Annotated in this window: 27 protein-coding genes; 10 read left to right on the forward strand and 17 right to left on the reverse strand. The window is 51.8% G+C overall.

Annotated elements, in window-relative coordinates; translation table 11 throughout:
* The first annotated feature begins 56 nt into the window (after positions 1-56).
* Positions 57-260: a hypothetical protein gene (locus ACTS3T_RS09365; RefSeq protein ID WP_377960360.1), complete on the forward strand. Its 204-nt coding sequence runs from the start codon at positions 57-59 to the stop codon at positions 258-260.
* On the opposite strand, the gene ACTS3T_RS09370 is transcribed toward ACTS3T_RS09365, so the two are convergent.
* Positions 257-1510 carry a ribulose bisphosphate carboxylase small subunit gene (locus ACTS3T_RS09370; RefSeq protein ID WP_377960358.1) on the reverse strand — a complete coding sequence of 418 codons (1254 nt, stop codon included), beginning with the start codon at positions 1508-1510 and terminating at the stop codon, positions 257-259. The two genes, ACTS3T_RS09365 and ACTS3T_RS09370, sit on opposite strands and share 4 nt — an antisense overlap.
* Before the next feature lie 337 nt (positions 1511-1847).
* Between ACTS3T_RS09370 and ACTS3T_RS09375 the strand changes: the two genes are divergently transcribed.
* Positions 1848-2333 (forward strand): hypothetical protein, encoded by a 486-nt coding sequence (locus ACTS3T_RS09375; protein ID WP_377960356.1) that lies wholly within the window; start codon positions 1848-1850, stop codon positions 2331-2333.
* Positions 2334-2448: 115 nt separating this feature from the next.
* Here the strand turns inward: ACTS3T_RS09375 and ACTS3T_RS09380 are convergent, their stop codons facing one another.
* The 4 genes from ACTS3T_RS09380 to ACTS3T_RS09395 all read right to left on the reverse strand — a co-directional run bounded on the left by ACTS3T_RS09380 (position 2449) and on the right by ACTS3T_RS09395 (position 8525).
* Positions 2449-3981 (reverse strand): HlyD family efflux transporter periplasmic adaptor subunit, encoded by a 1533-nt coding sequence (locus ACTS3T_RS09380; protein WP_377960354.1) that lies wholly within the window; start codon positions 3979-3981, stop codon positions 2449-2451.
* A gap of 47 nt (positions 3982-4028) precedes the next feature.
* Positions 4029-6995, reverse strand: a complete 2967-nt coding sequence (locus ACTS3T_RS09385) for a peptidase domain-containing ABC transporter (RefSeq protein ID WP_377960352.1) — start codon at positions 6993-6995, stop codon at positions 4029-4031.
* A 298-nt stretch (positions 6996-7293) separates the two neighbouring features.
* Positions 7294-7551 carry a hypothetical protein gene (locus ACTS3T_RS09390; RefSeq protein ID WP_377960350.1) on the reverse strand — a complete coding sequence of 86 codons (258 nt, stop codon included), beginning with the start codon at positions 7549-7551 and terminating at the stop codon, positions 7294-7296.
* 158 nt (positions 7552-7709) lie between these two features.
* The gene (locus ACTS3T_RS09395) at positions 7710-8525 is read right to left on the reverse strand and encodes an MBL fold metallo-hydrolase (RefSeq protein WP_377960348.1); all 816 of its coding nucleotides are present in this window, start codon (positions 8523-8525) and stop codon (positions 7710-7712) included.
* 135 nt (positions 8526-8660) lie between these two features.
* On the opposite strand from ACTS3T_RS09395, the gene ACTS3T_RS09400 reads away from it, so the two are divergent.
* The 5 genes from ACTS3T_RS09400 (at position 8661) to ACTS3T_RS09420 (ending at position 11707) form a co-directional block, all read left to right on the forward strand.
* Positions 8661-9545, forward strand: a complete 885-nt coding sequence (locus ACTS3T_RS09400) for a M23 family metallopeptidase (RefSeq protein ID WP_377960346.1) — start codon at positions 8661-8663, stop codon at positions 9543-9545.
* Positions 9546-9555: 10 nt separating this feature from the next.
* Positions 9556-9993 carry a bactofilin family protein gene (locus tag ACTS3T_RS09405; RefSeq protein ID WP_377960344.1) on the forward strand — a complete coding sequence of 146 codons (438 nt, stop codon included), beginning with the start codon at positions 9556-9558 and terminating at the stop codon, positions 9991-9993.
* A gap of 9 nt (positions 9994-10002) precedes the next feature.
* Complete coding sequence (aroC, locus tag ACTS3T_RS09410; RefSeq protein ID WP_377960342.1) at positions 10003-11097, forward strand: chorismate synthase; 1095 nt, start codon at positions 10003-10005, stop codon at positions 11095-11097.
* Complete coding sequence (locus ACTS3T_RS09415; protein WP_377960340.1) at positions 11094-11429, forward strand: cupin domain-containing protein; 336 nt, start codon at positions 11094-11096, stop codon at positions 11427-11429. Before aroC ends, ACTS3T_RS09415 begins: the two co-directional genes overlap by 4 nt.
* A gap of 65 nt (positions 11430-11494) precedes the next feature.
* Positions 11495-11707: a hypothetical protein gene (locus ACTS3T_RS09420; protein WP_377960338.1), complete on the forward strand. Its 213-nt coding sequence runs from the start codon at positions 11495-11497 to the stop codon at positions 11705-11707.
* Between the two features lie 31 nt (positions 11708-11738).
* Here the strand turns inward: ACTS3T_RS09420 and radC are convergent, their stop codons facing one another.
* Entirely contained in the window at positions 11739-12467 is a 729-nt protein-coding gene (radC, locus tag ACTS3T_RS09425; protein WP_377960336.1) for a RadC family protein, read from the reverse strand.
* Between the two features lie 82 nt (positions 12468-12549).
* Between radC and ACTS3T_RS09430 the strand changes: the two genes are divergently transcribed.
* Complete coding sequence (locus ACTS3T_RS09430) at positions 12550-12969, forward strand: DUF1824 family protein (RefSeq protein WP_377960334.1); 420 nt, start codon at positions 12550-12552, stop codon at positions 12967-12969.
* A 10-nt stretch (positions 12970-12979) separates the two neighbouring features.
* On the opposite strand, the gene ACTS3T_RS09435 is transcribed toward ACTS3T_RS09430, so the two are convergent.
* The 4 genes from ACTS3T_RS09435 to ACTS3T_RS09450 form a co-directional block, all read right to left on the reverse strand.
* On the reverse strand, positions 12980-13744 hold the full coding sequence (locus tag ACTS3T_RS09435; RefSeq protein WP_377960332.1) for a YebC/PmpR family DNA-binding transcriptional regulator: 765 nt from the start codon (positions 13742-13744) through the stop codon (positions 12980-12982).
* Between the two features lie 156 nt (positions 13745-13900).
* Entirely contained in the window at positions 13901-14971 is a 1071-nt protein-coding gene (locus ACTS3T_RS09440; RefSeq protein ID WP_377960330.1) for a glucokinase, read from the reverse strand.
* 214 nt (positions 14972-15185) lie between these two features.
* Entirely contained in the window at positions 15186-16007 is an 822-nt protein-coding gene (gene larE / locus ACTS3T_RS09445; protein WP_377960328.1) for an ATP-dependent sacrificial sulfur transferase LarE, read from the reverse strand.
* Between the two features lie 38 nt (positions 16008-16045).
* Positions 16046-17041, reverse strand: coding sequence for a Gfo/Idh/MocA family protein (locus ACTS3T_RS09450; protein WP_377960326.1), 996 nt, complete (start codon positions 17039-17041; stop codon positions 16046-16048).
* A gap of 484 nt (positions 17042-17525) precedes the next feature.
* On the opposite strand from ACTS3T_RS09450, the gene ACTS3T_RS09455 reads away from it, so the two are divergent.
* Both ACTS3T_RS09455 and ACTS3T_RS09460 read left to right on the forward strand, forming a co-directional pair.
* Entirely contained in the window at positions 17526-17825 is a 300-nt protein-coding gene (locus ACTS3T_RS09455) for a ferredoxin (protein ID WP_377960324.1), read from the forward strand.
* Between the two features lie 265 nt (positions 17826-18090).
* Positions 18091-20220, forward strand: a complete 2130-nt coding sequence (locus tag ACTS3T_RS09460; protein WP_377960322.1) for a cation:proton antiporter domain-containing protein — start codon at positions 18091-18093, stop codon at positions 20218-20220.
* Here the strand turns inward: ACTS3T_RS09460 and ACTS3T_RS09465 are convergent.
* The 7 genes from ACTS3T_RS09465 to ACTS3T_RS09495 all read right to left on the reverse strand — a co-directional run bounded on the left by ACTS3T_RS09465 (position 20217) and on the right by ACTS3T_RS09495 (position 26619).
* Entirely contained in the window at positions 20217-20738 is a 522-nt protein-coding gene (locus tag ACTS3T_RS09465; RefSeq protein ID WP_462934922.1) for a MogA/MoaB family molybdenum cofactor biosynthesis protein, read from the reverse strand. The genes ACTS3T_RS09460 and ACTS3T_RS09465 overlap by 4 nt on opposite strands.
* Positions 20738-21073 (reverse strand): photosystem II reaction center protein Psb28, encoded by a 336-nt coding sequence (gene psb28, locus ACTS3T_RS09470; RefSeq protein WP_377960318.1) that lies wholly within the window; start codon positions 21071-21073, stop codon positions 20738-20740. Before psb28 ends, ACTS3T_RS09465 begins: the two co-directional genes overlap by 1 nt.
* A 79-nt stretch (positions 21074-21152) precedes the next feature.
* Positions 21153-21872 (reverse strand): DUF3592 domain-containing protein, encoded by a 720-nt coding sequence (locus ACTS3T_RS09475; protein WP_377960316.1) that lies wholly within the window; start codon positions 21870-21872, stop codon positions 21153-21155.
* Between the two features lie 445 nt (positions 21873-22317).
* A complete protein-coding gene (locus ACTS3T_RS09480) occupies positions 22318-22533 on the reverse strand; it encodes a hypothetical protein (protein ID WP_377960312.1) in 216 nt (71 codons plus the stop codon).
* Positions 22534-22803: 270 nt separating this feature from the next.
* Positions 22804-23403, reverse strand: coding sequence for a superoxide dismutase (locus tag ACTS3T_RS09485; RefSeq protein ID WP_377960310.1), 600 nt, complete (start codon positions 23401-23403; stop codon positions 22804-22806).
* 204 nt (positions 23404-23607) lie between these two features.
* Entirely contained in the window at positions 23608-24789 is a 1182-nt protein-coding gene (locus ACTS3T_RS09490) for a glycoside hydrolase family 5 protein (protein WP_377960308.1), read from the reverse strand.
* 807 nt (positions 24790-25596) lie between these two features.
* The gene (locus ACTS3T_RS09495; protein WP_377960306.1) at positions 25597-26619 is read right to left on the reverse strand and encodes a pentapeptide repeat-containing protein; all 1023 of its coding nucleotides are present in this window, start codon (positions 26617-26619) and stop codon (positions 25597-25599) included.
* Positions 26620-26662 lie beyond the last annotated feature (43 nt).

The following is a 26662-nucleotide window of genomic DNA, read 5'->3' on the forward strand; positions in this document are numbered from 1 at the left end:
CTGGGTCTGAGACTTAAAACCGCATAGGCAGCAGTCTCCGAGGGGGATGCCGCTTGATGGGTGTCTTATCTAGGTCTGCCAGCGATCGCCAGTCGGCGATCGCGCCGCTGGCGTGGCTAAGGCAGGAATTGAGGGATGGATACCTTTGGGCTAAAGCTGAGCTACTCCATCTTATCGGTAGAGTATTTCTATTATTCAGTGCCCTCACGGTTGAGAGCAAGCCCGTACCTGCCGCCCAGGGTCAGAATGAGCCGATCTAGGGTCGCTGGATAATCTGTTCGAGCACTCGGCGCTTGTTGCGGCTATCGATACCGATGAGCCGTACGTAATCGTCTGGATGGCTAGCCAAACAGCGCTCTAAGGCAGAAAGGGCTTCGGTAGGGTTGTGGGTTTGAATCGCAGCGCAGCTTTGCCAGGAGTTGGTGCGAAAGCGCCGCTGATCGACATGTTCTACACCCACCTGGTAGCCCTGCTGTAGCAGGTGATGAACCTGGTTGACGGTTTCTGAATTGAGCTGGGGGCTAGAAGCAGATGGGGCTGCGGAGGGGACAGCGGCTGGAGCGTTGCCATTGGGGGTCGGCGAGTAGCTGCGGTAAAACCCCTGCGGCTGGGGGGCACGAGCAGGTTGAGCTTGCAGCGCTTGGTTGTACTCACGTACCAGACCCATGGTTTGGACGCGGCCTTGTTCGCTTACCATTTGCTGGCCTACGTCTAGCAGGTGAGCCAAGTTGAAATTGGGTTTGCGAAAGCTGGGCGGCTGCTCAGTGTTGACGACGTTACGAGAGATATTTTCAACGCCAACGGCCTGAATAAAGTCGAGAATTTGTTCGTCGTAGATGCGCGATCGCAGGGCACCAAAGAAATCAATCGCCTGATTAGCAAAAGTATCGACGAGTTGTTCGATTTCTGACTGAGAGAGGCCATCGGCAGCAAAAATGCCGCCTACAATACCAACGCGATCGCGATGGTCGGGTTCCCAATAAAACTTTTCCATGCGCCCATCTCGAATCAGCGGCGCATAGAGGGTCGAGAAGTCGTTCCCCGTCACAATAATTGGAATGCGCTGAATCGGCTTATCGTCATAACTGCCAGGAAGCTGCACGTTTGTAGGCGTATCAGCAATGTTCATCAGCGTGTTATTGACGAGCTGAGTGTTGACCGTATATTGGGTGGTGGCATCAAAACGCCCAGCGCCTGCGTCTAAGTCGTTGATCATCAGAACCGCCATCACCCCCCGCACCCGCACCAGTTCAGCCGCTTCCCGATAGCGCAGCCGCACCAACCGCGCCGGATCACCCGCGTCAGGGCTTTCTAGTTCGCCCCCGGAAATATGCACCACCTCAATTCCCATGCGCTCGTAAACCAGCTCGCACTGAAAGGTTTTGCCTTCTCCTTTACGCCCGTGTACGCCCAAAATCAGCGGCACCTTAACCTGAGGCAAATTGAGAAAGTTCTTGGTAATGTGAACGGCAAGCTTGTTGAGAAAGCGGGGAGAAACGTAATAAGTCATATCGTTAAGTGGGTCTGCACCTAGTTATTATCTCGTTTGGGGTGGCTTTAACGGTGTCTTTGAAGCGATAGAAATTGCCGATGAAGCTAACAATCTTAAGTTATGAAATGATGACACTGGGCTAAGCCATTTTAGCCTTTAGACGGTCTGCGCCAGTGGCTAAGCGGCTATTTTTGTTCAAATTCAGCGGCATCCGGCAAAACCCCAGCGGCTTAAACGAGCCAGATCGCAGTTGTAGCCACCTCTGTTGAACCGTTTAAACGGCTGAAAGCCGTTGGCAGAAAAGCGTTTTGCTGCCCGCTACCTTTAGCTATACTTCAATTCAGGAGGTTTTTGGATGAGCGTAGCCGATTTCATTCGTCAGTTGTTTGCAGCTAGTAATCTGGGGCTGCTGCTGGGATCAGCCGCGATCGCCCAAACACCCCCGCGCGATTTTGTCGTGAGTCGTGACTGTGCGGCTAGCCTGACTCAACTCATTACCCAGATTGAAACCGGACGCACTGCCGACGTACTGGCAACAGACTATGCCTTGGCCGATTGGGGCTATGCCGATGGCTACCCCGAAACCGCCAGCCAAGCTGTGATTTTGCGGCTAAGCGGTACAGCCGCCCCTTCGGTAATGAACTCACCCCGATTGATGACGGCGCTAAGCGATCGCTTGATAGCGGGTTGCGCCCCGGTCAGCCTGGTGATTTTTCAACTTGATCAGCCGTTTGCCGAGTTGATGTATGGGCGAGTTGGCGATCGCGTTCAACCGTTTACCTGTATGGACTCGACGGCTCATACCTATCCCGCCTGGGGCGAAATGGTTTGTCTGGAGTAAGCGACCAGTCTTCAGCTTAGAGATAGAGCTGTCGCCACCAGGGTTAGATACTTCAATGGTTGCCAGCCGCTGCCAGCAAAGCTGCCTTTTGCCATAGCCCCGTTTGGGGGTGGGGCTACCCGCCTGACTTCAAGCTGTCTACCTTGCGGGTAAACAGGTCAATCAGCAACGTAATCACCCGCTGCTTGCGCAGTTTAATGTTGGCTGTTACCGACATGCCCGACTGCAAGGTTAAGGTTTGACCGCTGGTTTCTAAAGCCTGCTGCTGCAACTCAATTTCTGCTGGAAAGCGATAGAAGGGATAAACCTGATCCGGGGGCAGCGCATCTGAGCCAATTTGTCTCAGCGTGCCATCGATATCGCCAAACTCGCTGTAGGGAAAAGCATCAATCCGGACATCGACAACCTGCCCCTGCTGAATAAAGCCAATATCGCGGTTGGTTACAAAGACCCGCGCAACCAAACTCTCTTGCGGCACAATTTCTAAAATTGGCTCGCTGGTATTAGCCACATAGCCCGCTTCGTTTGCTTTGAGGTTAAACACGGTGCCGCTGACGGGTGCCCGCAGTTCTTGATAAGTCAGCGTTTGCTGAAGCTGCTGAAGCTGACTGTTGATGTCTTCGAGTTGTTTTTCGTTTTCTAAAACCTGTTTGGTGAGCTGGCTGTCAATTTGAGCAATTTCTGTGTTGTTGGCAGCAATGCGATTGAGCAATTCTTCGCGCGAGACGGCATTAGCGTTGAGCAATTGCTGTCTGGACTGGGCGATCGCAATGGTTAGCCGTTCGCTTTCTTTTTGCAGGCTTTGAACTTCTGCTTGACGGTTGTTGAGTTCTTGCTGCTGCTGTAGGTAGGGAATTTTAGCAACAGCGCCAGCTTCTTCGAGAGCGCCCAAGCGCCCTACGATATCTTGTTGCACCTGCAGGGCACTACGGGCATTAGCCAGTTCCACCTGGGTGCGCTCTAGCTGGCTAGTGAGCTGATCAACTTCTAGCGCCACGGCTGAAATGCGGCTGCTATCTTCGGCTTGGGAGGCCGCTAGTCGCTGGCGTTGATCGGGTGTGAGGTTTGCACCGCTGCCCCCCTGAAGCTGGGTTTGATAGAGCTGATTTTCGGCAATATAGGCGGCTCGGTTGCTGGTAAGCTGCGTGATTTCGGGCGCAAGCCCTGTTGCAGAAGCGGCGATCGGCGCACCTTGCAACTGCGCGCGGTAATACTGATTTTCTTCTACCAGCTTTTTTTGCACCTCTTGCAGAGCATTAATTTCCGCCTGGGCTGCTGTTTGGTCAAAGCTTACCAGCAAATCGCCCTGCTCAACGGGGTCGCCTTCTTCGACGTGAATTTGGGCAACAACACCCCCTACAGGCGCTTGAACGGGCTGCACAACCCCCTCTGGTTCTAACTTGCCCTGGGCAGGAATGGCGACTTCCACCTTAGCCAAACAGGCCCACGCCACCATAGCACTGGTGACGCCAACAATCGTCCAGACGACAGCACGCGACCAGCGGGGCGATTGGCGTAAAAGCACATCGCGATCGAAATGACTCCCCCCGGCAAGCGGGCGGTGCGGCGGGGGTGGGGGTGGGGATACGGGCAGTGACTTGGCGTGGCCATTGCTTGCAGCACTGCGGATAGTATTGGCTGGCCTCATGGCTAGATTCCTTTAGAGCAGTTGAGTAGCTGGACAAATAAGAAGCGTTATACCAAGTTGGTCTGCTGTTGATAGAGACAGTAATAGCGACCCTGAAGTGCCATCAGTTCGGCGTGGGTGCCTTGTTCAACCGCAGCCCCTTGATCCATCACCAAGATTTGGTCGGCAGACTGAATGGTGTTGAGGCGATGGGTAATAAAAAAGACAGTGCGGCCTTCGGCCCACTCCATCAGATTGTGGCTGACCTGGCGTTCGGTATCGTAGTCGAGGGCGCTGGTAGCTTCGTCTAAAATTAGCAAACGCGGGTTTTGCAAAATAGTGCGGGCGATCGCAATGCGCTGCCGCTGCCCGCCGGAAAGCGAAGATCCCCGCTCACCCACGCGGGTGTTGTAGCCCAAGGGCAGGTTCATAATAAAGTCGTGGGCGCAGGCAATTTGAGCCGCAGTGATAATCGCTTCGGTTTCGGCATCGGGGTTAGTCAAGGCGATGTTTTCTTGAATGGTGCCTTCAAACAGCAGGCTATCTTGGGGCACAATGCCCACCTGTCGCCGCAGCGAGTAGAGTTCGACCTTAGAAATATCGTAATTGTCGATTAAAATACGGCCCGAATCAGGGTTGTATAAGCGCGGCAGCAGCTTCATCAGCGTACTTTTGCCTGAACCGCTTAAGCCGACAATCCCCACAAATTGACCTGCCGCAAACTCCAGGTTGACATTTGCCAGTTGCAGCGGCCCCGAAGAAGCAAACCGAAAAGAGACATTTTCATAACGGACGTTGCCAGCCAGTTCCGGCATGGGGATCTGGTAGCGGTTGTCTTCGTCCGCTTCTTGAGGATGATCCAAAATATCGCTCAGTCGCTCTAGCGACAGGGCGGTTTCTTGGAAGTTTTGCCAAATCTGCGCCAGCCGCAAGAGCGGCGCGGTTACGTAACCCGAAATAATTCGGAAAGCAATGAGCTGACCGAGAGAAAGTTCTCCTTGCAGCACCAAATAGGCACCCACCCACAGCACCAGCAGGGCTGAGAGTTTGTTTAAGAAGTTGCTGCTAGAGCCAGCGGTGGTTGAAGTTAGCACAGTATTGAAGCCAGCGCTAACGTAGCGGGCATAGTGGTCTTGCCACTGCCAGCGGGTTTTGAGTTCAATATTTTGGGCTTTGACGGTTTGAATACCAGAGAGGGCTTCAACCAAATAGGATTGGGTCGAAGCATTGCGCTCTGCCTTCGTGCGCAATTGTCGCCGCACAATGGGCGAAACAATCAGCGTTAGGCCGATAAACAATGGAATGCTAGCCAGCGCCACCAGCGTTAGCACCCAGCTATAGATCAGCATAACGATGATGTAGAGCAGCGAAAAAACCGCATCTAGCACCACCGTCAGGGCTGTACCCGTTAAAAACTGGCGAATATTCTCTAACTCGTTGACGCGGCTAGCCAGTTCGCCTACTGGACGGCGATCGAAGTAGCGTAAAGGCAACCGCAGCAGGTGGTCGATAATTTCTGAACCCAGTGCCATGTCGATCCGGTTGGTGGTATCGACAAAAAGGTAAGTGCGCAAGCTGGTGAGCAGCGCTTCGAAGACCGCTACTACTACCAGTAAAATGCCGAGAACCTGCAAGGTATCAATGCTGTTTTGCACAATTACCCGGTCAATAATCACCTGCACCATCAGGGGATTGGCTAGACCAAAGAGCTGGACAAAAAATGAGGCAATAAAAACTTCGATCAAGACGCTACGGTAGCGTTTGAGTGAGGGCAAAAACCACTGCAAGCCAAAGCGTTTGCTGGGAGTTTCGGCGGTGCGCTCTAGCAGCAGCAGTTCGCCTTCTTCGCCCCAGGTTTCCTGAAATTCTAAGGGGGTACGGCGAATGATGCCCACTTCGGGAACAGCCAGTACCAGGCGTCGTGCGGTTGCCTCGTAGAGAATGGCAATGCCTTCTTGCCAGCTAATCAGCGCTGGGGTGGGCAAACGCGAAAGCTTATCGACAGGGACTTTTGCCAATTGGGTTTTGAGACCCATCATTTCAGCGATCGCGCCGCAAGGAGGCAGCGAAAGTTTTCCGGCTCGGGTTACCTGATTAGCCACAATACGGCGAATGACGTCGCGCCGAAAGGGCAGGTTAAATTGCTGGCTGAGCATTTGAAAGCAGGCCAGCGGATTGCCCACCTCGCCCCGCCCCCGAACGTAGGGATAGGGGGTCAGCGGTTCAGGGGTATCTTCGGCAATAACTTCGGTGTCTGCTTCAGCGTAGGGAATGGTGTCTGGGTCGAGCGGCAGGCGATCGACCGCTTCACCCTCGGCGATCGCAGTGGGATCCTCCGTTGGCAAATAATCAGTGGGCTGAAATCCCACTAAGCGAGCCTGTCCGCCCACAACTTGCACCGCTGCTGTGGCGTCTGTTGCCAGCCATTCGCCCGACGTTTGCTGATTGACAACGCCGCTGCTGATCATCCAGTTGCGGTTGCGATTGAGGTTGTGTAGGCGAGCTTGCCCAGAGGGCAGGTAGCAAACGATGGCACCGCTAGCCGCTTGGGTAATCAGCTGACGCAAATCGCCCGGATCGTGGGCGGCATCGGCTAGAACTTTGCTCAAAAGGTCAAAAGCTTCTGCCAGGTGACACTGATAGCGCAACTGGCGGCCAAATTCGGGATAATCTTCTAGCGATCGCAAAAATGCCTGTGCTGGCAAGGTGAGGCACGTCACCTCGGTTGAGGCCAGCACCGTCTCACACGGAATGCCGCGCACCAGCCCAGCAATGCCGATTAGTTCACCTTTACCCAGGCGCTTGAGCGTGACTGGCTCTTGGGTGCGGGGGTCGTATCCCAGCAGTCGCGCCTGTCCCTCTAGCAAGATGGCGATTTGATGGGGCAGGGTTTCTCGCCGCAGAATCGGTTGACCCATGCGATAGCGCAGGGGTTGGGCCACAGCCGATAGGCGCACCAGTTCGGTTTCGGGTAGCTGTCTAAAGCGCTGGATTCCCTTTAAGACATCTAAGATCGACGATTGGGTATAAGTCATAAGCTAGGGGATAGTAGGTGCCCAGGGGATCGACTCGCTTACCTTGACTCAAAAATCAGCAGACTATCCGGACTCTTTTGCAAAATTTTTGCCGCCTCTGAGCCAGTGCCCAGCAGTTGGGGGGCAATTTCAGGTTAATAGCTGAGGGTTAACGTTCTTTAGGATATCGGTTAGCCAACCCCAGAAGACAGCCGTAAGATCGATGACTTCTGCGGTGTTGCTTTATACCAGCAGCCGCAGCGCTGGCGGGCTGGTTGTTTTCAGAGGCTTAGCCGCCACCGCCAGCCTCAAAACGCATCTATTTTTTGGCGACGTTGGCCTTACCCAACAGCGTATTGACTTTGCTGATGATAATGCAGCGAATGCAGGCCGGAAAAGCCACTAAAATTAGCAAAATTTCTACCCCAATTTGCAAGGGCGTCGGCGTTAGGGCAAATCCCCAAACCAAAAACCCCACACCCGTCAGGGTAGAGGTGATCACCAAAATTTCTTCTTGTAACCGCAGGCTGGTTAACAGTAGAGCAAAGCCAATAGCGAGCAAGAGTAAATAAGTCATAGGCGATCGCCGCGTGCTTTCAACCTTTAATTTTGCTTTAAGTGAAAGCCAAATTGATAGCTTAGGAGCCAATCATGGTTGTGCCCTTGCCCTTAAGCTTTCTGCCAAGTCGGGCGTAGCAATAGGGTCATTGCAGACGGGCAAACCTAACAGCTTCTCTAGGAACGGCTAGGTTCTAGTGAAAGTTCGAGCCGTTCGCCGGGTTGAGGGGTTAATATCTGGGCGGTTAAATGGCGATCGCCCATAGCCTGCTGTAGCTGATCTACGCTGCCTTGAGACTGCATCAGCGGTGGCAAAACGCCTTCATACGTCACCTCGCTGGCATCAGCGGTGGGCAAAATAATTTGGGGATTGAGCAGTTGAGCCACCTCTAGCGCTCCTGGCTGGCCACGAATCAACGTGCCCGCTACTGGCAAAGCCAAACTCACAATCGGGGTAATGGCTACATCTACGCCACCTATTTGCTTTAACGATTCGTCTGGATAGCCGTGAGGTTCGTAGTAAAGACTCAAACCCGACTGCAAATCACGAATCAGATAGCCGTTTTCGGTCAAAAATGGGCCAATAGGTGCCCCCGGAAACGCTTTGATAGCGATCGCGCCGTCTAGAACAAATTCTTCACCATGTTCTAACGACGTTACCTGGCTATAGCCTAACCCCTCAGCAACTCTGGCTCCGTTGGGCGACGCCACCACAGGCAGCGCCGGGTTGAGACGCTTTAGCGTCGGTGGATGGGCGTGATCTTCTAAACCCTGTGACAGCAAAATCAGGTCAATATCAGGCGGAATTTCGTAAAACCGAGGTCGCACACCTTTGATCAACCAGGAAAAGTGGTTAAACACCAGCGTATCTACCAGCCAGGGATCTAGCAAAATTCGCTTATCGGCTAGCTCAATTAGCCAGGAATTGACGTCAAACCAGGTAATAAACATAAAACGCGATCGGGGCTTACTGGCTTCTATTGTAGGGTTCATAACGCTTTATTAAGAAAACGTTATTTTCCCTAAAAGTGAGGAAATTGCCTTATATCAAGTGATCCCCGTATAATGCCTGAGTTCACGGTTGTTAAAACAAGCTAAAGCTTGGGCGAGTTTACGCCAGAGTGATTAATGCGTCATCGAATTCCTGAACATTACACCGTCTTGGTTGCCCGCACGGGTAAAGAGCCGCTAACGCTCTCTTTTCGGCCCTTGTCGCTGCTGGTCTTGGCGTTGGTGCTGGTCGGCACACCGCTGAGCTGGCTGACGATTACGATGGTGACGTTAGTACGGTCTAATCTACAACTGGCTGAAGAAAACCAGGATCTCACCGAAACAGCCAACGAGGTACTGGTAGAGCTAGATTCTCTCGATGCCGAAGTCAGCCATTTACGCCAGCGAGCCGGGTTATCTCAAGAGTCTCGCTCTCAAGCGTCACCCCGCGTACCCCAAGGCGGCGTAGCAGGTGATGCCAGCGCTCAAACCCTGTTTCAAGTTGCCCAGCAGCGGCTACCCGCTTTAGCTACCGACTTAAAGGCTCAGGTCAAGCCAGCTTTAGAGCAAACTTTAGCGGCTGAAGCTGCCGCTGCCGCTGCCTACCCGGACGGCTTGCCGCTCAAGGGCACTTTTGAAGTGTCGTCTGAGTTTGGCCTGCGGCGTAACCCGTTTGGACGGCTCCGCTATGAACTACACCAGGGAATTGATTTCAAAGGCCCCTATGGCATGCCGATACACGCCACGGCTGATGGGGTAGTAAAGCGGGCTGAAAATTCTGGTGGTTATGGCAATCATGTCATTTTGGATCATGGTTACCAGCACCAAACGCTGTATGGTCACCTGTCAAAGTTGGCAGTTGAGGTAGGCGATCGCGTTGAGCGAGATCAGGTGATTGGTTACTTGGGTAATACCGGGCGATCGTCTGGCCCGCATTTGCACTACGAAGTCCGCCGCCAAGAGAAACCCGTTAACCCGCGCTATTATCTACCGCTGAGCGATCGCGCTCAAAACTCACATTGAGGATTTTGCCATGTTTGGACGACGCCAAAACCCATCTGCCAGCTTTACCTATGTCGGGGTGGGCAGCCACTTTCAGGGTGACTTGAGAGTAGATGGCAACCTGCGGTTAGATGGAGCCGTTTATGGAGATGTCTTGGTTAAAGGAGACGTTGAAATTGCGGCTGATGGTGCGGTTGAAGGCTCCGAACTCAGCGGCCACAATATTGTGATTCACGGCCAAGTCAAAGCCCGCGTGGTTGCCACAGGTAAGCTTTCGCTCAGCCGTAGTGCCCACGTAGAAGGCGACATCACAGCCACGGCTCTCGATATGGAAGCAGGCGCTTTTTATGTAGGCCATATTGCTACGGCTCAACCACAAGCGCTACCAGGAACGCAGCCGTCGCTGAGTCTGGCAGGTTCATCGGTGGTTTCGCCAAATGGGTTAGGATCAGAAAACTCTCATTTCTAATCCACCAGCATGGGCAACACCTTCGGCCACCTGTTTCGCATCACCACCTTTGGAGAGTCGCACGGCGGCGGCGTGGGCGTAGTTATTGACGGTTGCCCCCCCCGCCTAGAAATTTCTGCCGCTGACATTCAGCAAGAGCTAGATCGACGGCGACCAGGACAAAGCAAAATCACCACGCCACGCAAAGAAACTGACACCTGCGAAATCGTTTCGGGCGTTTTTGAGGGCAAAACGTTAGGGACACCAATTACCGTCTTAGTGCGCAACAAAGACACGCGCCCGCAAGATTATGACGAGATGGCTCGTACGTATCGCCCTTCTCACGCTGATGCGACCTACGACGCCAAATATGGCATTCGCAACTGGCAAGGAGGGGGGCGCTCTTCCGCCCGCGAAACCATTGGTCGGGTAGCCGCAGGGGCGATCGCTAAAAAAATCCTCAAGCTAGTAGCTGGCGTCGAAATTGTCGGCTATGTCAAGCGAATTCAAGACCTTGAAGCCACGATTGACCCTAACACCGTCACTCTGGCGCAAGTTGAAAGCAATATTGTTCGCTGCCCCGACGCCGAAGCCGCCGAGCGCCTGATCGATCGCATTGAAGCGGTGCGCGACCAGGGGGATTCGATTGGCGGCGTGGTGGAGTGTGTGGCTCGCCAGGTGCCGAAGGGCTTAGGTTCCCCTGTATTTGACAAGCTCGAAGCGGATCTAGCCAAGGCGGTGATGTCGCTCCCGGCTAGCAAAGGCTTTGAAATTGGTTCTGGCTTTGCGGGAACGCTGCTGACTGGTAGCCAGCACAACGACGAATTTTACCGTGACGAAGCGGGCGAAATTCGTACCCGTACGAACCGCTCAGGGGGTACCCAAGGCGGCATTGCCAACGGCGAAAATATTATTATCCGCGTGGCCTTCAAGCCCACCGCCACCATTCGCAAAGAACAGCGCACTGTCAGCCACACGGGAGAAGAAACTGTCCTAGCTGGCAAGGGACGCCACGACCCTTGTGTGCTACCGCGAGCCGTGCCCATGGTCGAAGCGATGATGGCGCTGGTGCTGTGTGATCATCTGCTGCGGCACCAGGCTCAGTGTCAGTTGCTACAGCCATGAAACACGTTTCCTTAAAGACCCTGCCAGAAGAAGCCGTTTCCCACAACCCAGCGATCAAAAAGCGGGTTTTGCTGCGCTCAGGTGATTTGCCCCACCTGACCAATTTTGCCCAAGCCCGCTTTAGCCCCGGTCAGTTGGCTGCGGCTCATGCCCACAAAGATATGTGTGAAGTCTTTTTTGTCGAGGCAGGAGACGGTATTATCCGAATTAATAACACCGATTACGAACTGCAAGTAGGTACCTGTATTGCCGTCGAACCGGGTGAGGTTCACGAAGTCATCAATACGGGAGCCGTAGATTTGGTGTTGACTTACTTCGGGTTGGCGGTCTAGAGGGGGCGTGACGGTGACCTCAGAACGCTACTAACGATTTGTTGCTGTTGCTGAGAGGGTATCTGATGAAGTTGCAAAGTTCCTACACTGAGGCTGTAGAAGTTGACGTCGCTCAACTGGTAGACACTTTTATTGCCAATCGTTGTATCTCGTACGATCAGTATCGAGAGCTTTCTCGGGTGGTCTTAGCCGATGGCACTGTAGATGAATTAGAACGGTGCCAGATCAATCGTTTGTTTGATGCCATTCAAATGGGAATGGTCAAAATTGTCGGCTAGAAATTACCAGAGTGGCCACCGAACGGTTACTCTAATCGCTGACTTCTTGCCACAGGTGCGTAGTTTGGCGCAGACTACGAAAGTCGCCATTGCCCAGAATGAGATGATCGAGCAGCGGCACACCCAAGAGATGAGCGGCGGCTAGCAGTTGCCGGGTTAAGCTAACATCTTCGGGGCTGGGTTCGAGGTTGCCAGAGGGATGATTGTGCGCCACGATCGCTCGAGTTGCACCTTGCCGTAAAATTTCTCGAAAAATATCGCGTGGATGAGCCAAGGTTTCAGTAGCTGTGCCAATTGTGACAACCTGAGTGCCTAAGAGCCGATGTTTAATATCTAAAAAGACAATTGCAAAGCGCTCTTGAGTTTGCCACATCAGCTCGTGGCTGAGGGCTGCCGCCGCGATCGCTGGATCGTCCACAATCGCTCGTTCAGGTGGCTTCGAAGCCAGCACGCGTCTACCCAACTCTAAAGCAGCTAGAATAGAAGCCGCTTTAGCCGCGCCAATGCCTGGAATTTGCATCAGTTCGTGAGCAGAAACCTGGCGTAGGGCCGTCAACGGGTCAACTTGGTCTTGCCCTAAAACTTGCAAAATGTATTGCCCCAACCCCACTGCTGACAGTTTGCCTGCGCCTTGGCCAGTGCCGAGTAAAATAGCAATCAGTTCAGCCGTGGCTAAATTCTTAGCGCCGTAAGCAAACAATCGCTCACGCGGACGTTCGCTAGCGTGCATATCAGCTACTCGAACGCAGTAAGAAGTCATAGATGCACGCTGACGGTCGGTAAAGGGTAAGACAAATGCTTTTTTAGTAAACCCAAATGCCTCATTCACCCTACTATCGCCTATGACATTTGCTGATTTAAATCCCCAAACTATTCGTGCGATTAGAAAGAGCCTGCTGCGGTTTAGCTGTTTAGACGTCCCCCCCCGGCTCACTGAAGCAGAAGCTGCCGAAATTCGTCAGTTTTTGCAGCAGTTGAATGAAGCCTCTGATTATCAAACGCTTGGCATCTGTGCCGACAGCGTCGCAGAGGCTAAAGTGGCTATGGAAAGCTATCTCAAAGCTTTGGGGGTTGACGTTGTCCTTAACCTGCCGGAAAAATCAGGGGCTATTTACCTCAAATTCAACACACTCAAGGGCATGTGGTACCTCGATGACTATAGCGGCCCCTCTAGAGGGGTTTTGGTGTCTTATCATGCGGCGGCAACCGACGAGGTCAATGGCACCTACGGGCCCCTGCCTCTCGATCTATTTGAGGCTTAAAAATGAGTGGCTAGAGAGCCACCGCAGCGATTAAGTCGGCGGTCATTTCAAAGTTGGCCGTCACCGTCTGCACATCATCGAGGTCTTCGAGGGCATCCATCATTTTGAGCAGCGATCGCGCCTGATCGGCATCGCTCACAGTGATGATGTTGGCCGGAATCCAGCGCAGTTCTACGTCAGAAACCTGGTAGCTTTGCCGCAGGGTTTGGCTAAGGGTTTCGAGGGCAGCCGGGGCGCAAGTTACTTCAGCACCTGCGGTTTCGTCAACTTCTGTTAGCTCGTAGGTTTCAGCCCCTCCTTCTAGAGAGGCTTCTAGCAGCGCTTCTTCCTCTAGAGGTCCCCGGAGCGAAACCACGCCTTTTTGCTCAAACATCCAGCCAACACAGCCTGTTTCTCCTAGATTGCCGCCATTTTTGCTAAAAGCCGCCCGCAAATCGGCGGCGGTGCGGTTGCGGTTGTCGGTGAGGGCTTCGATCAAAACGGCCACTCCGCCAGGGCCGTAACCCTCGTAGCGAATTGCTTCGAGGCTGTCGCTATCGCCTTCGAGCTGGCCGCTGCCTTTGGCGATCGCTCGTTCAATGTTGTCGTTGGGCACGCCAGCCGCTTTGGCTTTGTCAATGGCGGTACGTAACTGAAAATTACCTTCGGGATCGCCGCCACCGCTGCGAGCGGCGACAATAATTTCGCGCGAAAGCTTGGCAAAGACTTTGCCTTTAACCGCATCGACGCGAGCTTTTTGGCGCTTAATGTTCGCCCATTTGCTATGACCTGCCATATCTAGTTGCTATTTCAACGCTAAGCCGAGAGCAAAATTTGCCTGATTTTTAGTCTACCGCTCTGCCTGAAGCAGCCGTCTGCTCAACAGCTATTAACCAGCTAGCAAGAAGAGCGCGACCAGAGGAGCCAATCGGCTAAACCTGCTGGCGATCGCTTAGCTCAATTGAGCAGCTTTTAGAGCAGCGCCAATCAGCCCCACCTGAGGGTTTAACACGATATGGACGGGCACTTTTTCTAGCAAGCCACTAACGCGCCCCTTTTGGCCAAAAGCGCTCATAAAACTGCCAGCCCGCATAAGCGTGATGTTTTTAGCCGCAATACCGCCAGCAATATACAGACCGCCATAGGGCAAGAGCTTTAGCGCCAGGTTTCCAGCTTCGGCACCATAAGCTTCAACAAAAATATCCATAGCTTTTTGCGATAGCGGATCGCTTTGGGCGACGGCAGCTTGAGCGATCGCGGCGGCTGGGTCAACTGATTTGGGCTGTTTTCCGGCCTCTCGCTCCCAGGTAGTGACGATGCTGGCAATTTCAGCCGACTCGCTGGCAAACTGGCGATCGCGCAAAAACTGATAGAGGGCAACAATCCCCTGACCGGAGATCACCCGCTCGGCTGAGACACGGTTGATGCTGTGTTTGTCTAACAGGTACTTTTGTAGCTGAAATTCTAGTTCTGAACGGGGAGCAAAATCGGCGTGGCCGCCTTCAGAAGGATAAACCTGATAGTATCCCCCCTGATGAATCAAAAAGCCCTGCCCCAAACCTGTACCTGCGCCAATGATGGCGATAGGAGCGTGAGCTTGAGGATCACCCGCTTGCAGCGTTTCAATGTCGGCGGCTTGTAGCCCTAAGATGCCGTAGCCCACCGCTTCAAAATCGTTGATCAGTTCAACCTGTTTCAAACCCAACTCAGATTGAAGCCGATCGCTGGCTAAAAACCAAGCCAGATTGGTGAGGCTAGACGTATGGTTGACCACCGGGCCAGCGATGGCAAAGCAGGCCACTTCTGGATCGGGTTGGGTTTGAGTCGCCGCAGCGGCTTCTTGCAGAAACTGCTGCACCATTGGCACCAAATCGGTGAAGTCGGCGCTGGCGTAGCGATCTTCGTGCAGCGTCACTAACGTTTGTTTCGCAGTTTGGGTTTGAGTCGCCCCATTTTTATCGACTTTTACCAACCGCAGGATCGTTTTAGTCCCGCCAATATCCCCGGCTAAAAGCTGTGTCATAACTGGATTAGGTTGAGAGTAGCTAAACTAGACAACTAGAAAACCTCAGGTCAACCCTGAGAGCAAATTGCTCGGTTTGATTGCCGGATGGAGCAATCAGCAGGTAGCAAAGCCGATTTTTAACGCCCTTAACCCCTCAGGCTTTTGCCAGTTGTCTATCGCTTACATACTATAGAAGCCCACGTTTGTTTATATCTGAAAACGGGCTGAGATTTTAGCTGCCCGTTGGCGCGGTTGCTAGAGCGCGATTGAGCTTGCCGCTGCGATAGCCTTCTAGATCTAACGTCACGTAGGCAAATCCCAGGTTTTGAAAAGCACTGACCAGGCTGGGCAGGTCGGTGGTTGAAACAAATGAGCGGATTTGTTCGGGGGGTAGCTCAATCCGGGCGGTGTCGGCTTCGGATCGCACGCGCAAATTTTGGAACCCTAAATCACGCAGATAACGTTCTGCCCGACCCACCCGCTGTAGCTTTTCGACGGTAATTGCTTCGCCGTAGGGAAAGCGAGAACTCAAGCATGGTTGAGCAGGTTTGTCCCACCAGGGTAAGCCGAGGTGCTGGGCAATTTGGCGCACTTCAAGTTTGCTGATGCCAACTTCGGCTAAAGGCGATCGCACCCCTCGTTCGCGGGCGGCTTGAATACCGGGGCGGTAGTCGTGCAGGTCGTCGGCGTTGACCCCGTCTACCACGTAGGGATAGCCTCGCTGGGCAGCGAGAGGTTTGAGCGTGTCGTGTAGCTCACTTTTGCAAAAATAGCAGCGGTTTACCGGGTTGGCCGCGTAGTTAGGATTATCCATTTCGTGGGTTTGTACCACCTCATGCCGAATGCCAATTTCGGCTGCCTGGAGGCGGGCTTCTTCTAAGTCTTCCGGCATCAGCGAGGGAGACGCTGCCGTCACGGCCAAAGCGCGATCGCCTAAAATATCCTGCGCCACTTTGACGACCAGCGTGCTGTCAATGCCGCCAGAGTAGGCAATCAGCGCCTGATCCATCGTTCTAAAAATTGATTGCAGCTTTGCTAATTTTTCGGCCACCATAGCTTTGTCTGAGCGCGGACGCGTTGAGTTTCTTGTCTCTAGCCTAGCAATGAAACTGATTCTCCGGTTTGGGCGGCGCGGCGGGCAGCGTCGGCTACTTGCAGGGCATACAGGCTAGCGGTATTAGAAACATAAAGCGGCGTTCCGCTGGTGAGATAATCCAGTACGCTCTCGGTGTCTTTGGCAAAAAGACCCCGTCGGCCACCCACCTCAAGCGGGTGTTCGCCGGCGGCTGTCAGCAGCGTTCCGGTGTCGCCTTCAAAAACCAGTCCCCCTTGGGCGGCGTGGACTTCCATGCGGCGCGAAGCCGCCCAGATGTGTTCGCCTTTGCCGTAGGTAACTTCTGCTAGCAGCCCACTGGTAAAGCTAAGCTGAGCTGTACACAAACAAGACTTAAAATAGCCAGCGGTCGCGCGATCGCTAGAAAACTGGCAGCCTACCTTTGCCACCGCGCCAAACAGGTTCGTCAGCCGATGCACGCGAGATAGCGCCGCCATGAGCGGAAAGCCAAAGCGATCGCCGTGGTAAGTCCACCGTTGCGGCGCTGGACGCTGGGGGTTGAGGGTGCTATAGCGCACGTAGTAAGGCTGGCCGATGGTCGGCAGGTGGCTTTGCATGGCAACGTGCAGCCCGCCTAACAGTTCGATATGCTCAATGTGGAGCAAGCGCTGTCGCTGCTGAGCCAGTTCAATCAGCTTGGCGGCTAGATCAACGTCTAGAGCAAGGGGATATTCCACCACGACATGCTTATTGGCTTGCAGGGCAGCCTGTACCATTGAACCGTGGTCGCTGTTAATACCACAAATACAAATTAAGTCGAGATCGCGGCGCTCGATCAGCGCTTGCCAGTGGGGGGCAACTTCAGCCCCGTGGTTTTGGGCAAACTCAGCCGTGTGTGCTGGCGTGTGTCCGGCGACACTGAGCAACTGCGATCGCGGGTCTGACTGAAAGGTTTCGGCTCTGAGCTTGGCGGCATAGCCCGTGCCAATCAGCCCCACTGAAACTGGGCGGGCGGAACCAGACTGAGAAGACATTGACACAGTGTTTTACTTTAGGGGAGCTTTAGTAGTCACAATACAAGAATTGAAGGCTGGATTCGGCTGCTCAAGGCTTTGAAAAACACGGGCATTCTCTGGACTATTTCTAATACAAACCATACTCACAAAGAAATATAAATAATTCTTATAATACAAAGAATTTTTAATCGTTTAATTCAAATCAATGACGGATCAATTAGCGTGATTAAAAACGTCGCAAAATCCCATTCCGCTGCTTTTTCGGGCATTCCTGAAGAAAAGGGAGGGTGCCACCTATAAGTAAATTGGGCAAAAAATGCTTGGTTTGATTATGAATCCCGTTCAACTAAATTGAGCTGTAGCTGACACAGGATTCGGGTTTTCCCGTAGTATCAGAAATGGAGTTAGTCACTAGGAATTTATTACTAATCGCTCTTTAGTGGGATTTTCTTAATGGCTAATTACTGCTATGTTTTGACTGACTAAATGAGAGGATAGCAGCATGGCAACTTACAAAGTAACCCTGCAAAATGAAGCCGAAGGACTCAATACTACAATTGAAGTCCCTGATGACGAGTACATTCTAGACGCTGCCGAAGAGCAAGGCATTGACTTACCTTACTCCTGCCGGGCTGGGGCTTGCTCTACCTGTGCTGGCAAGATGGTTGAAGGAACGGTAGACCAGTCTGACCAGTCTTTCTTAGACGACGATCAAATCGAAGCTGGCTACGTGCTCACCTGTGTGGCTTACCCCACCTCTGACTGCACCATCATGACTCATCAGGAAGAAGAACTCTACTAAGCTCTTTTTTCTCAATTTTCAAGATGATGCAAGGGGCTGCTGCGGCAGCTCCTTTTTTTGTCTGCAGGGCTGACCAGACCTGGTCGAGTTGGGCAAAAACGGCAAAAGGCGATCGCCTGCAATTGAGCCAAATTCTATCGGCTGGTAGAGAGACAGCGTCGAGAAAAAGCTCGAATCTAAATATCTAGATCTCAAAAATCAATCATTTAGCCATGCTAGCGGCCAGGAATCTTTGTTCCTGGCCCTCTCTATAAGGCCCTGATCAATGCTGATATTTTTAGTAGAACCTGTCTCTGAAACGCTACGAGAGCCTATCACGACTTTTGTGCTGCTGCTGGCGATTGTGCTGGTGACGCCGCCCGTGTTTGAGCGATTGAAACTGCCCGGATTGGTTGGTTTGTTGGCAGCTGGGGTGCTGTTTGGCGGCAGCGGCCTGGGCTGGCTGACGGCTGATTCAGAAACAATGAGCTTGTTTTCTGAGATTGGCAAAATCTATCTGATGTTTGTCGCTGGCTTAGAAATTGACCTGGTTCTTTTTCAAAAAACGCGTAACCGCTCGATGGGGTTTGGTTTTCTGACGTTTGCTTTGCCTTTGGTGGGCGGCATTGCCATTGGTTTACTGTTTGGCTTTGGGTGGCTAGCGGCTGTACTCATTGGGTCGTTGTTGGCCTCTCATACGCTGCTGGCTTATCCGATTGTGCAGCGGTTGGGTGTGGTAGGTGACGAAGCGGTAACGGTAACGGTGGGAGCCACGATTTTTACCGATATTGGTTCGCTACTGGTACTGGCCATTTGCTTGGGCATTAGCCAGGGCGATTTTTCGACGCTGAAACTACTGACGCTGTTGGGGTCTTTGGGGCTGTATGCGATCGCTGTTTTGTTTGGCCTCAAACAATTGGGGCAAGCCTTTTTTCGCCGCACAGGCAAAGACGAAGGCAACCAGTTTCTTTTTGTCATGCTGTCGGTGTTTTTATGTGCTTTAGTGGCTCAGCTAATTGGGGTTGAAAACATTATTGGTGCCTTTTTAGCAGGTCTGGCGATTAACAGCGTTATTGGCGATGGCCCGGTTAAGGAAAAAACCGAGTTTTTGGGCAGCGTTTTGTTTATCCCTTTGTTTTTTGTCAACATGGGACTGCTGCTCGACCTCAGCGCCTTTGAAAGTATTTTGTCTTTCATTGAGCTGCCGCTGCTGGTGGTGGGTGTTTTGCTGGTGACAAAGCTAATGGCGACGCTGGGTGCCCGCCAGCTATTTGGCTATAGCTGGCCCCAAACCTGGACGATGTGGTCGCTGTCGATTCCGCAGGTGGCGGCGACACTGGCGGCGGCGCTGGTGGGCTATGAAGCTGAAATTATTAATTCCCAGGTGTTTAACAGCATTATTTTGCTGATGCTGGTGACGGCAATTTTGGGGCCGTTGGTGACGGCTAATGCGGCTCAGCGCTTGGCTGTGCAAGAAACGTTTGATGAAGGTGAGTTGTTAGACTGGCTACCGCCGCCGAGCGATATTCCTGAATCTTTTGCGGTAGTCGTGCCTGTCTATAATCCCAACACGGAGCGATCGCTCATTGAACTAGCGGCGACCGTGGCTCAGTACGAAAATGGGCGGGTCATTCCGCTGGCGATCGCGCTGGCTCAACCCCAGATGGACTCACCCCAGCTAGCGAGGGCAGTGGCCAACAGCCGCCAGCGTTTAGAAGCGGCTCAGGCGATTAGCGCAGAGTTTGAAACGGCCATTGAGCCAAAACTACGGATTGAATACAACGTCGGACAAGCGATTTGCCACGTCAGCCGTGAAGAAAATGCCAATCTGATTATTGTGGGGATGGGCCGACAGTCTAAATTAGGGGCTCGCCTGTTTAGCAACATTCAAGACGATGTGTTGTGGGCGGCTCATTGCCCGGTGGTGGTGGCAAGATTGTTAGAGTCTCCCACCCAGCTCAAAACGATTTTGCTGCCGATTGAAAATCCATCGCTGCTGGCGTTGCGGGCGTTGCGGTTTGCTCAGGTGTTGGCTACGGTCAACCAGGCCAAAATTACGCTGCTGCATGTTTGTAGCCCGCGAGCTTCGCAGATTAGCCGCACCCGTTTGCAAAAACAGTTAGATATGCTGGTGGAGCGGCTACCAGCGGCTGACTGCCCAATTGAGGTGCAACTGTTAGCGCGTGACAACGTGGTTGCGACGATTGAAAAAACAGCCCGCAGCTATGATTTGGTCATTTTGCGATCGCAGCGTCGTCGGGTGGGCAACGGTTTGAGCATAGGTGCCAACACAACTCCCCTGCTAGAGCGGTTGCAGGGGTCGGTAATTTTGGTGGGTGAACCACACCCGCAGCGGCTAATTCGCCCTATCCGTCGCCGCGATATCCTCGTCCGGCCTACCCCGATTCAGACTTAAGGACTTAAGTCGGTTGCTGAGGGTCGCAGTAAGCCGACTAAATGGCTGAGTTCAGGCAAAATCAGCGATTGCATCGCCAGTTTTACAGCATTGCTGGAACCGGGCAGCGAAAAAATGAGCTTGGCGCGATAGACGCCTGCGATCGCCCGTGAAGCCATCGCCCGCGACCCAATTTCTTCATAGCTGAGCAGACGAAACAGCTCTCCAAAACCGGGTATCGTTTTTTCTAGCAAAGCGGCGATCGCGTCATAAGTGGTGTCGCGAGGGGCTATGCCCGTTCCCCCGGTCAAAATCACGGCATCTAAGTCAGGGCGCTGCGTCCAGCGCATTAGGCATTGCTGAATTTGCGCTGGTTCATCGGCCAAAATCTGGTAAGCCCCAACCTGATGTCCGGCTGCTGCCAAGCTCGTTTGAATCAACTGACCGCTGCGATCGGTTTCTGGCGTCCGCGTATCGCTGACCGTCAGAACTGCGCAGCAGACATTGAGCCGAGGGTTATCAGGATGGGGGCTAGACATTAGCTCTTGGTGAATCCCAACCCATTTTCTTCGGCATAGCGATTCATAAAGCGCATAAAGCGATCCCACGCCTCTACACTTTTAATCACATAAACGGCTTCAATTCCGGCGGGCTCCCCATTGACAAATTTAGCTTTCACCTCACGGCTGCTGAGTTCTCCCTCTTCATCAATCAGGTACATGCCTGTGATCTCGCCGCCTTCTTCTGTCGTTAAGGCTTTGGGGTTATCAAAATAGAAAGTGGCAGTGCCGTTGGTTCCATCCGGGGCGCGGGTGAGCCGGACATCAGGAATTACTTCTTCGGTAACGCCTCGCTTAAACTGAATTTGAGCCATATCAATGAATTCCAAAGGTTCGTCAAAGGTAAGCCCCTATTGTCTCATCTTATGCAGACCCCCGCAGACGAGCGCCTGTCTATCCGCCGTTCTGATCGAAGGACGAGGTTGGGGAAGGACTCGTTCTAAAAGCCAGCCGTAGCGCCACCGCCAAAATGAAAAAAATTGTCCCCATAAAGCCAAGCAACGCTGGGGTTAGCCACATCAAGAGGGTGCTAGAAAAAGACTGAATTCTAGCCTGAAGTGGTTTCTGCGGATTGTAAAGCACCGTCACGGCTTCTCCTACTTCGTGGCTAGGGGGCGAACTCCCGCTGGCAAGTTGCACTCGGTGCAGTTTGGCATCGGCTGAGTAAAATTCAACTACCGGAAAATAATAGGTCACGCGTCGGCGATCGCGGTCAAAACTTTCTTGAGCAATCAAATCAACGACTTCACCCGGAGCGCTGACTTCTCTGGCGATCGCCCGCCGAGTATAAATGCCAAAAGTGACGGCCAGGGCAATTAAAAGCAGCGCAATTGGCAAAAAGATCCAAAAGACAATCTTTTCAACTGCCACCCCTCCAGAGGCGACCGGAAGAGGGGAATGGGTAAAGCTATCTGACGTTAGCACATCGCTGAGGTAAGGCTCATTCTCTCTGGCAGCAGCCCGTTGCAATAAACGAAAAACGGCTGCCTGATCGACGGGATCTAAAATATGTTCAATATCTTGATAGCGCACACCATCAACTTCTATCGACACCACTTCATCGTCTTCCCAGTCAATAGAAATTTTTTGTTTTTTAGGCCAATCCTGGTTCATCAAATGCCTGCTCTGCCTATCAAAGTCAACCTTTACTTACAAACTGCTTTAAAGCACCAGCCTTAGTTTAGAAGATGTTTGCAAAGATATCTGCGGCGTAGCAAAACGGTTTAGATTCCCCTAAATTCTCTCTTAAAAGGGGGGACTGCCAAGCCGATTTCTCTCTTTTCAAAGGCGGCTAGGGAAAATCGATGCGTGCCTAAAATCACAACCCTTAGCTTTTCAAACATCTGCTTAAACCCTGCCGCCCGGTCGCAAGCGGCATTAGTAAACACAATAGCTAAAGCAGAAAGCAGCAGCAAAGATTTTCTGTCAGCGGCTTTCTGCCATTGAAGTGTCTTAACGATTGTGGCAACAGTTATACAAAATCTGTCTGAAGCGTTCTCACAAGGCTATGAACAGCCTAACTCGTTTAATCAAGCTTGGTTGGAAAATTTATGATTATTCACTGGCAACGCCGATCTACCCAAAGCTTAGCTCGGCGAATCGTTTCGCTACGTGAATATGCAATAGGAACCGCTACCGCACAGCCTACTGCATAATTTGCCCAAGCTGAATAAATAACCTGATCGTTAGCTTCTTCTTGTTCAACCTGAATTTGGTACCCCCGGTATACAAAAGACAAAATAATACGGGGATAGTGAGGATCTGCCCTGAACATATTATTGAGACATATTATTAAGGCAACTAAGAGGCGTTTGAAAAGTCCTATTTTTGGTAGCAAAAGTGGAGATCCCCCTAAATTTCCCCCAAAAGGGAAACAAGGGAGATCAGCCAGTGTCTAAAGCTACAGTAGACACTTTTCAAACCCCTTCTAAGGCAAAATCGAGCAGTCAGCAAGGTGACCCAAGCCAAAACGACGACTTAGCTAAAAGTAATTATTTCAGCCAAGTCGCCTGACCTTTATGGCTTAAAAGCGAAGATTTTTGAACTATGCAGCCGCAAAATTCTTCGCCGCAAAGTCCCAGTTAACAACGTTCTGCAAGAAGGCATCGATATAATTGGGCCGCTGATTTTGATAGTCCAAATAGTAAGCGTGTTCCCAAACGTCCATCGTCAGCAGCGGTATTTGATTTGAAACCAGTGGGTTGACTGCGTTGGGGGTTTTAACAGCTTTGAGGGTATTTCCGTCTAAAACAAGCCAAGCCCAACCACTGCCAAACTGGGTAGCCCCCGCAGTTTTAAAGGCTTCAACAAACTGATCAAAACTGCCAAAGTCAGCATCAATTTTTTGGGCTAAATCACCACTAGGCCGTCCGCCCCCTTGGGGTTTCATGCTATTCCAGTAAAAAGTGTGGTTCCAAGCCTGAGCGCCATTGTTAAAAATGCCACTTTTAGAATCGTCTTTGGCAACGGCTTTGATCACATCTTCAATTGGTTTGCTTTCGTAGTCAGTGCCTTTGACCGCATCGTTGTACTTAGTGACATAGCCCGCGTGATGCTTATCGTGGTGGAACTCCAGCGTACTTTTAGAAATGTAAGGCTCTAAGGCCGTGTAGTCGTACGGTAAAGGCGGTAACTCATAAGACATGGTGCATCCTCTCAAAACTTGCCAGTATGAAAATAACGCTAAATTTCGAGGATTTCTATGCCCCCAGGGGGTTAAGAACAATCGATTTTGGCTAATCTCTATCTTGAGAATGATTTTTGACTGAATGTGACAAAAATTCTGCAGCCATAGCTTTTGACCCAATCAGGTAGATAGTTCGCGCTCGAACGGTTATAACCGATGGTTTTAGCGGTGAGGTAAGGTTCGATCTAACAGCGCCTGCTTTTCAGCTTCAATCTGCTGCCAGTCTGCTTGCAAGAGGCCGCCTGTGTCGGCGCTGTTAGGATTCCAACTCCAGTAGGCATAGCTGAGCGCATTTTCGTTGATGTAGTCAACCAGTTTTTGCTGCCAAATCCCTTCTTTTGATTGGCAGTCAGTTTGGCGACCACCAAATTCACCAATCAAAATAGGGGCGATGTTTTCGGTGGCCAGATAGTGAAAACCAATTTCCCAGCGATCGCGTAAATTTTCAGGAAATTCTGGAGTCGAAAACCAGGGTTGATCAAACACGCCCGCGCCATATTCATGGGGAGAATAAACCAGCTTATTGGCTACCGATAGTCTAACCGGATAGCGACCTGCCCCTTCTAAATTACCGCCTTGCCAGTGAATAGCAAGCTGCTGGTCAGGCACGTTGTTTTCAACCCCTTGTACCACAATTAACCAATCGGGATTGATGGCTAAAATTGCATTTCCAGCGCGTTCTGCAGCTAAACGCCAGTCAGTTTCCAGCACGTCTGTTCCCCAACTGGCTTGGCCGTGAGGCTCATTTTTTAGATCAGCTCCTAAGATATTGGGCTGGAAGCGGTAATGCTCCGCCAGCATTGTCCAAGCTTCAATCCAATCGGCTTCGCTGTATTCTTCGTCGTACCAAAGTTCAGGAATAACTTGTTCGTTAAGCTGATGGCTATCGAGCAAAATTAAAAGCCCTTGATGCGCTGCTTCTTGAACAATTAAATCTAAAACTTCTAGCGGTGATTTATCGAATAGTTCGCTGTTGCTGCCAATAGAGAAATCAATACCGCTGACTGTTTCGGAGCGCAGAGCCGCTAGCGAAAAAGGGACGCGAATAAAGTTGTAGCCCAACGATTTAATTTGAGCCAGCATGTCTTTATAATCGCGTGCCCATAACCCATGAGGCGCATAAGTTTCCGTTTCTATACCAAACCAGTTAACGCCGCGCAGTAAAACGGGGTTGCCAGCAGCGTCTACAATTTTTGCCCCTTGGGTTGAAAGCGGCATGACCGGGAGCGTTGGAGTATCAGCGGCGATCGCCTGTGGCAGGCCATGATTAAACGAGAGGCTAAAAGCGGCGATCGCACCGAACAAGCCGCAGACGATAAAACGAAGTAAGCGTTGATTAAACATAGCGGTAAAAAGACGGTTGTTGACCTTGAAAGGAGAATGAAAGTGGGCGTTTTACGTTTGTTAGTTGCCCTGCTAGCGTGAAGGCGACAAAATCAGGCTGCTTGTAAATGCTTCTAAATGAAGAGAGCTAATAGCTAGGTTAAAATACGCTTTTGCTAAATTACAGACATTTAATTCAGCTCATTTCCCATTTTTAGCTAGCTGCTAAAAGCACCATCGTATTTGTGAGGGTTATGACTTGTTGATCAGGACGATTTTTTTGACTTAAAGTTGCCTGTTTTTAGGGCTGTAATCGTTAAAGTTTTTATATTTAAATGACTATAAACCGCCGATAGAAGACCTTTAATTTTGCTGTCTATCTTGATCAAGACCACGGCTTTAAGAGGGTGTTTGCAAAGCCAAGGGTTGTTATTTAGGCACGCATTGATCTCCCCTAGCCACCCTTAAAAAAGGAGGGAATCGACTCGGAAAGTCTCCTTTTTAAGAGGGATTTAGGGAGATCTAAACGGTTGTGCTACGCCGCAGATATCTTTACAAACATTCTCTAAGCAAAATGATCATGGCTACTCAATTGAAGTGAATTGAGATGAACTCGCGTCTATTACTTCAGTTTTTCTGCCAAATTTTTAGTTTCCAGACTTTAACCAGAACTTAAAAAGCTGGCGATCGCTGGGCGACTTAGCCAACGAGTGCTAGCGCGATCGCGGCTACCTTTGAGCGGTTGCTGGTAGCGCTTTCGCTACCTACCCAAAGAACATCGTAAAAGAGCCGCTTTTGCCTGGGGTTTAAAAACTCCAAATCGGCTGGCTAACCCACGGCCAATCGCTCGGTTTCAGGTTCATCTAGATGGGCTTTGCTCAGATCTACGCCGTGCAAAGCGGTTTTGGGCAGCGTGGTCTGACGCAGATCAGTTCCTTGTAAATTCGCCCCCCATAAGGTCGCTTGGGTTAAGTCAGCGCCGCTTAAATCGGCCTGAGCCAAATTGGCTCCCCACAAATCGGCTGCCGCTAAATTGGCTCCCATCAGCACGGCTCCCTGCAAATTAGCCCCCGCTAAACAAGCCCCACTTAAATCGGCCTGCCACAGACAAGCACCTGGGCCAATCCACAGCATACCTAAGCTTTGGGGCAGAACGTTGGTCGGAAATTGGGTTGTTTCATCGTAGAGCGCCCCCGACAAATTGGCTCCTCGCAGTTGAGCTTCGCGCAGATCAGCGCCGATCAGGTTGGCTTTGGACAAATGGGCATAGCTCAAATCGGCCTGCTTCAGATCAGCGCCTTTCAAATTAGCGTTACTCAGATCTGCCTCAGACAAATTTGCTCGTTTCAGGTTAGCCCCCATAAGTTGCGCCCGTCTTAAGGCTGCGCCAAACAGGTTGCTTGACGTTAGCTGGGCATTGCTTAAAACCGCGCCGCTGAGATCGGCACCTTCAAGCTGCGCCTCTGTAAGCTGAGCGTTGGCTAATTTGGCTAAAGGCCCAATGCTGTAGGCTTGTGTCTGCCACGGCCCGATTTCGGCTGGAAACTGCGTGGTGCTGTCATAAATAGCGGCTTGAAAGCCAGCATCAATCAACTGAGCGGCTGTGAGGTTGGCTCCTCTGAGGTTGGCTCCCCTGAGATCGGCTTTACTGAGGTCAGCCGCTGTTAGCACTGCATCTCTCAAGTCAGCCTTCGCCAAAATGGCCTCGCTCAAATTGGCTTTGCTGAGATGGGTGCGCCAAAAGTTAATACTGTGCAGATTACAGTGGCTAAAGTCATATTCTGCCAAGTCGAGGTTGCAAAAGTTGCGATCGCCTGCTTGAAACAGGTGCCAAAATTCTTCAGGTTTCATGGTTTCTATCCGAAGCGTGACCTACTGCGATGATTCGGCTTAG

This window comes from Almyronema sp. (genome assembly GCF_052168255.1).
Classification (GTDB): Bacteria; Cyanobacteriota; Cyanobacteriia; order Phormidesmidales; family Phormidesmidaceae; genus Sphaerothrix; species Sphaerothrix epifaneia.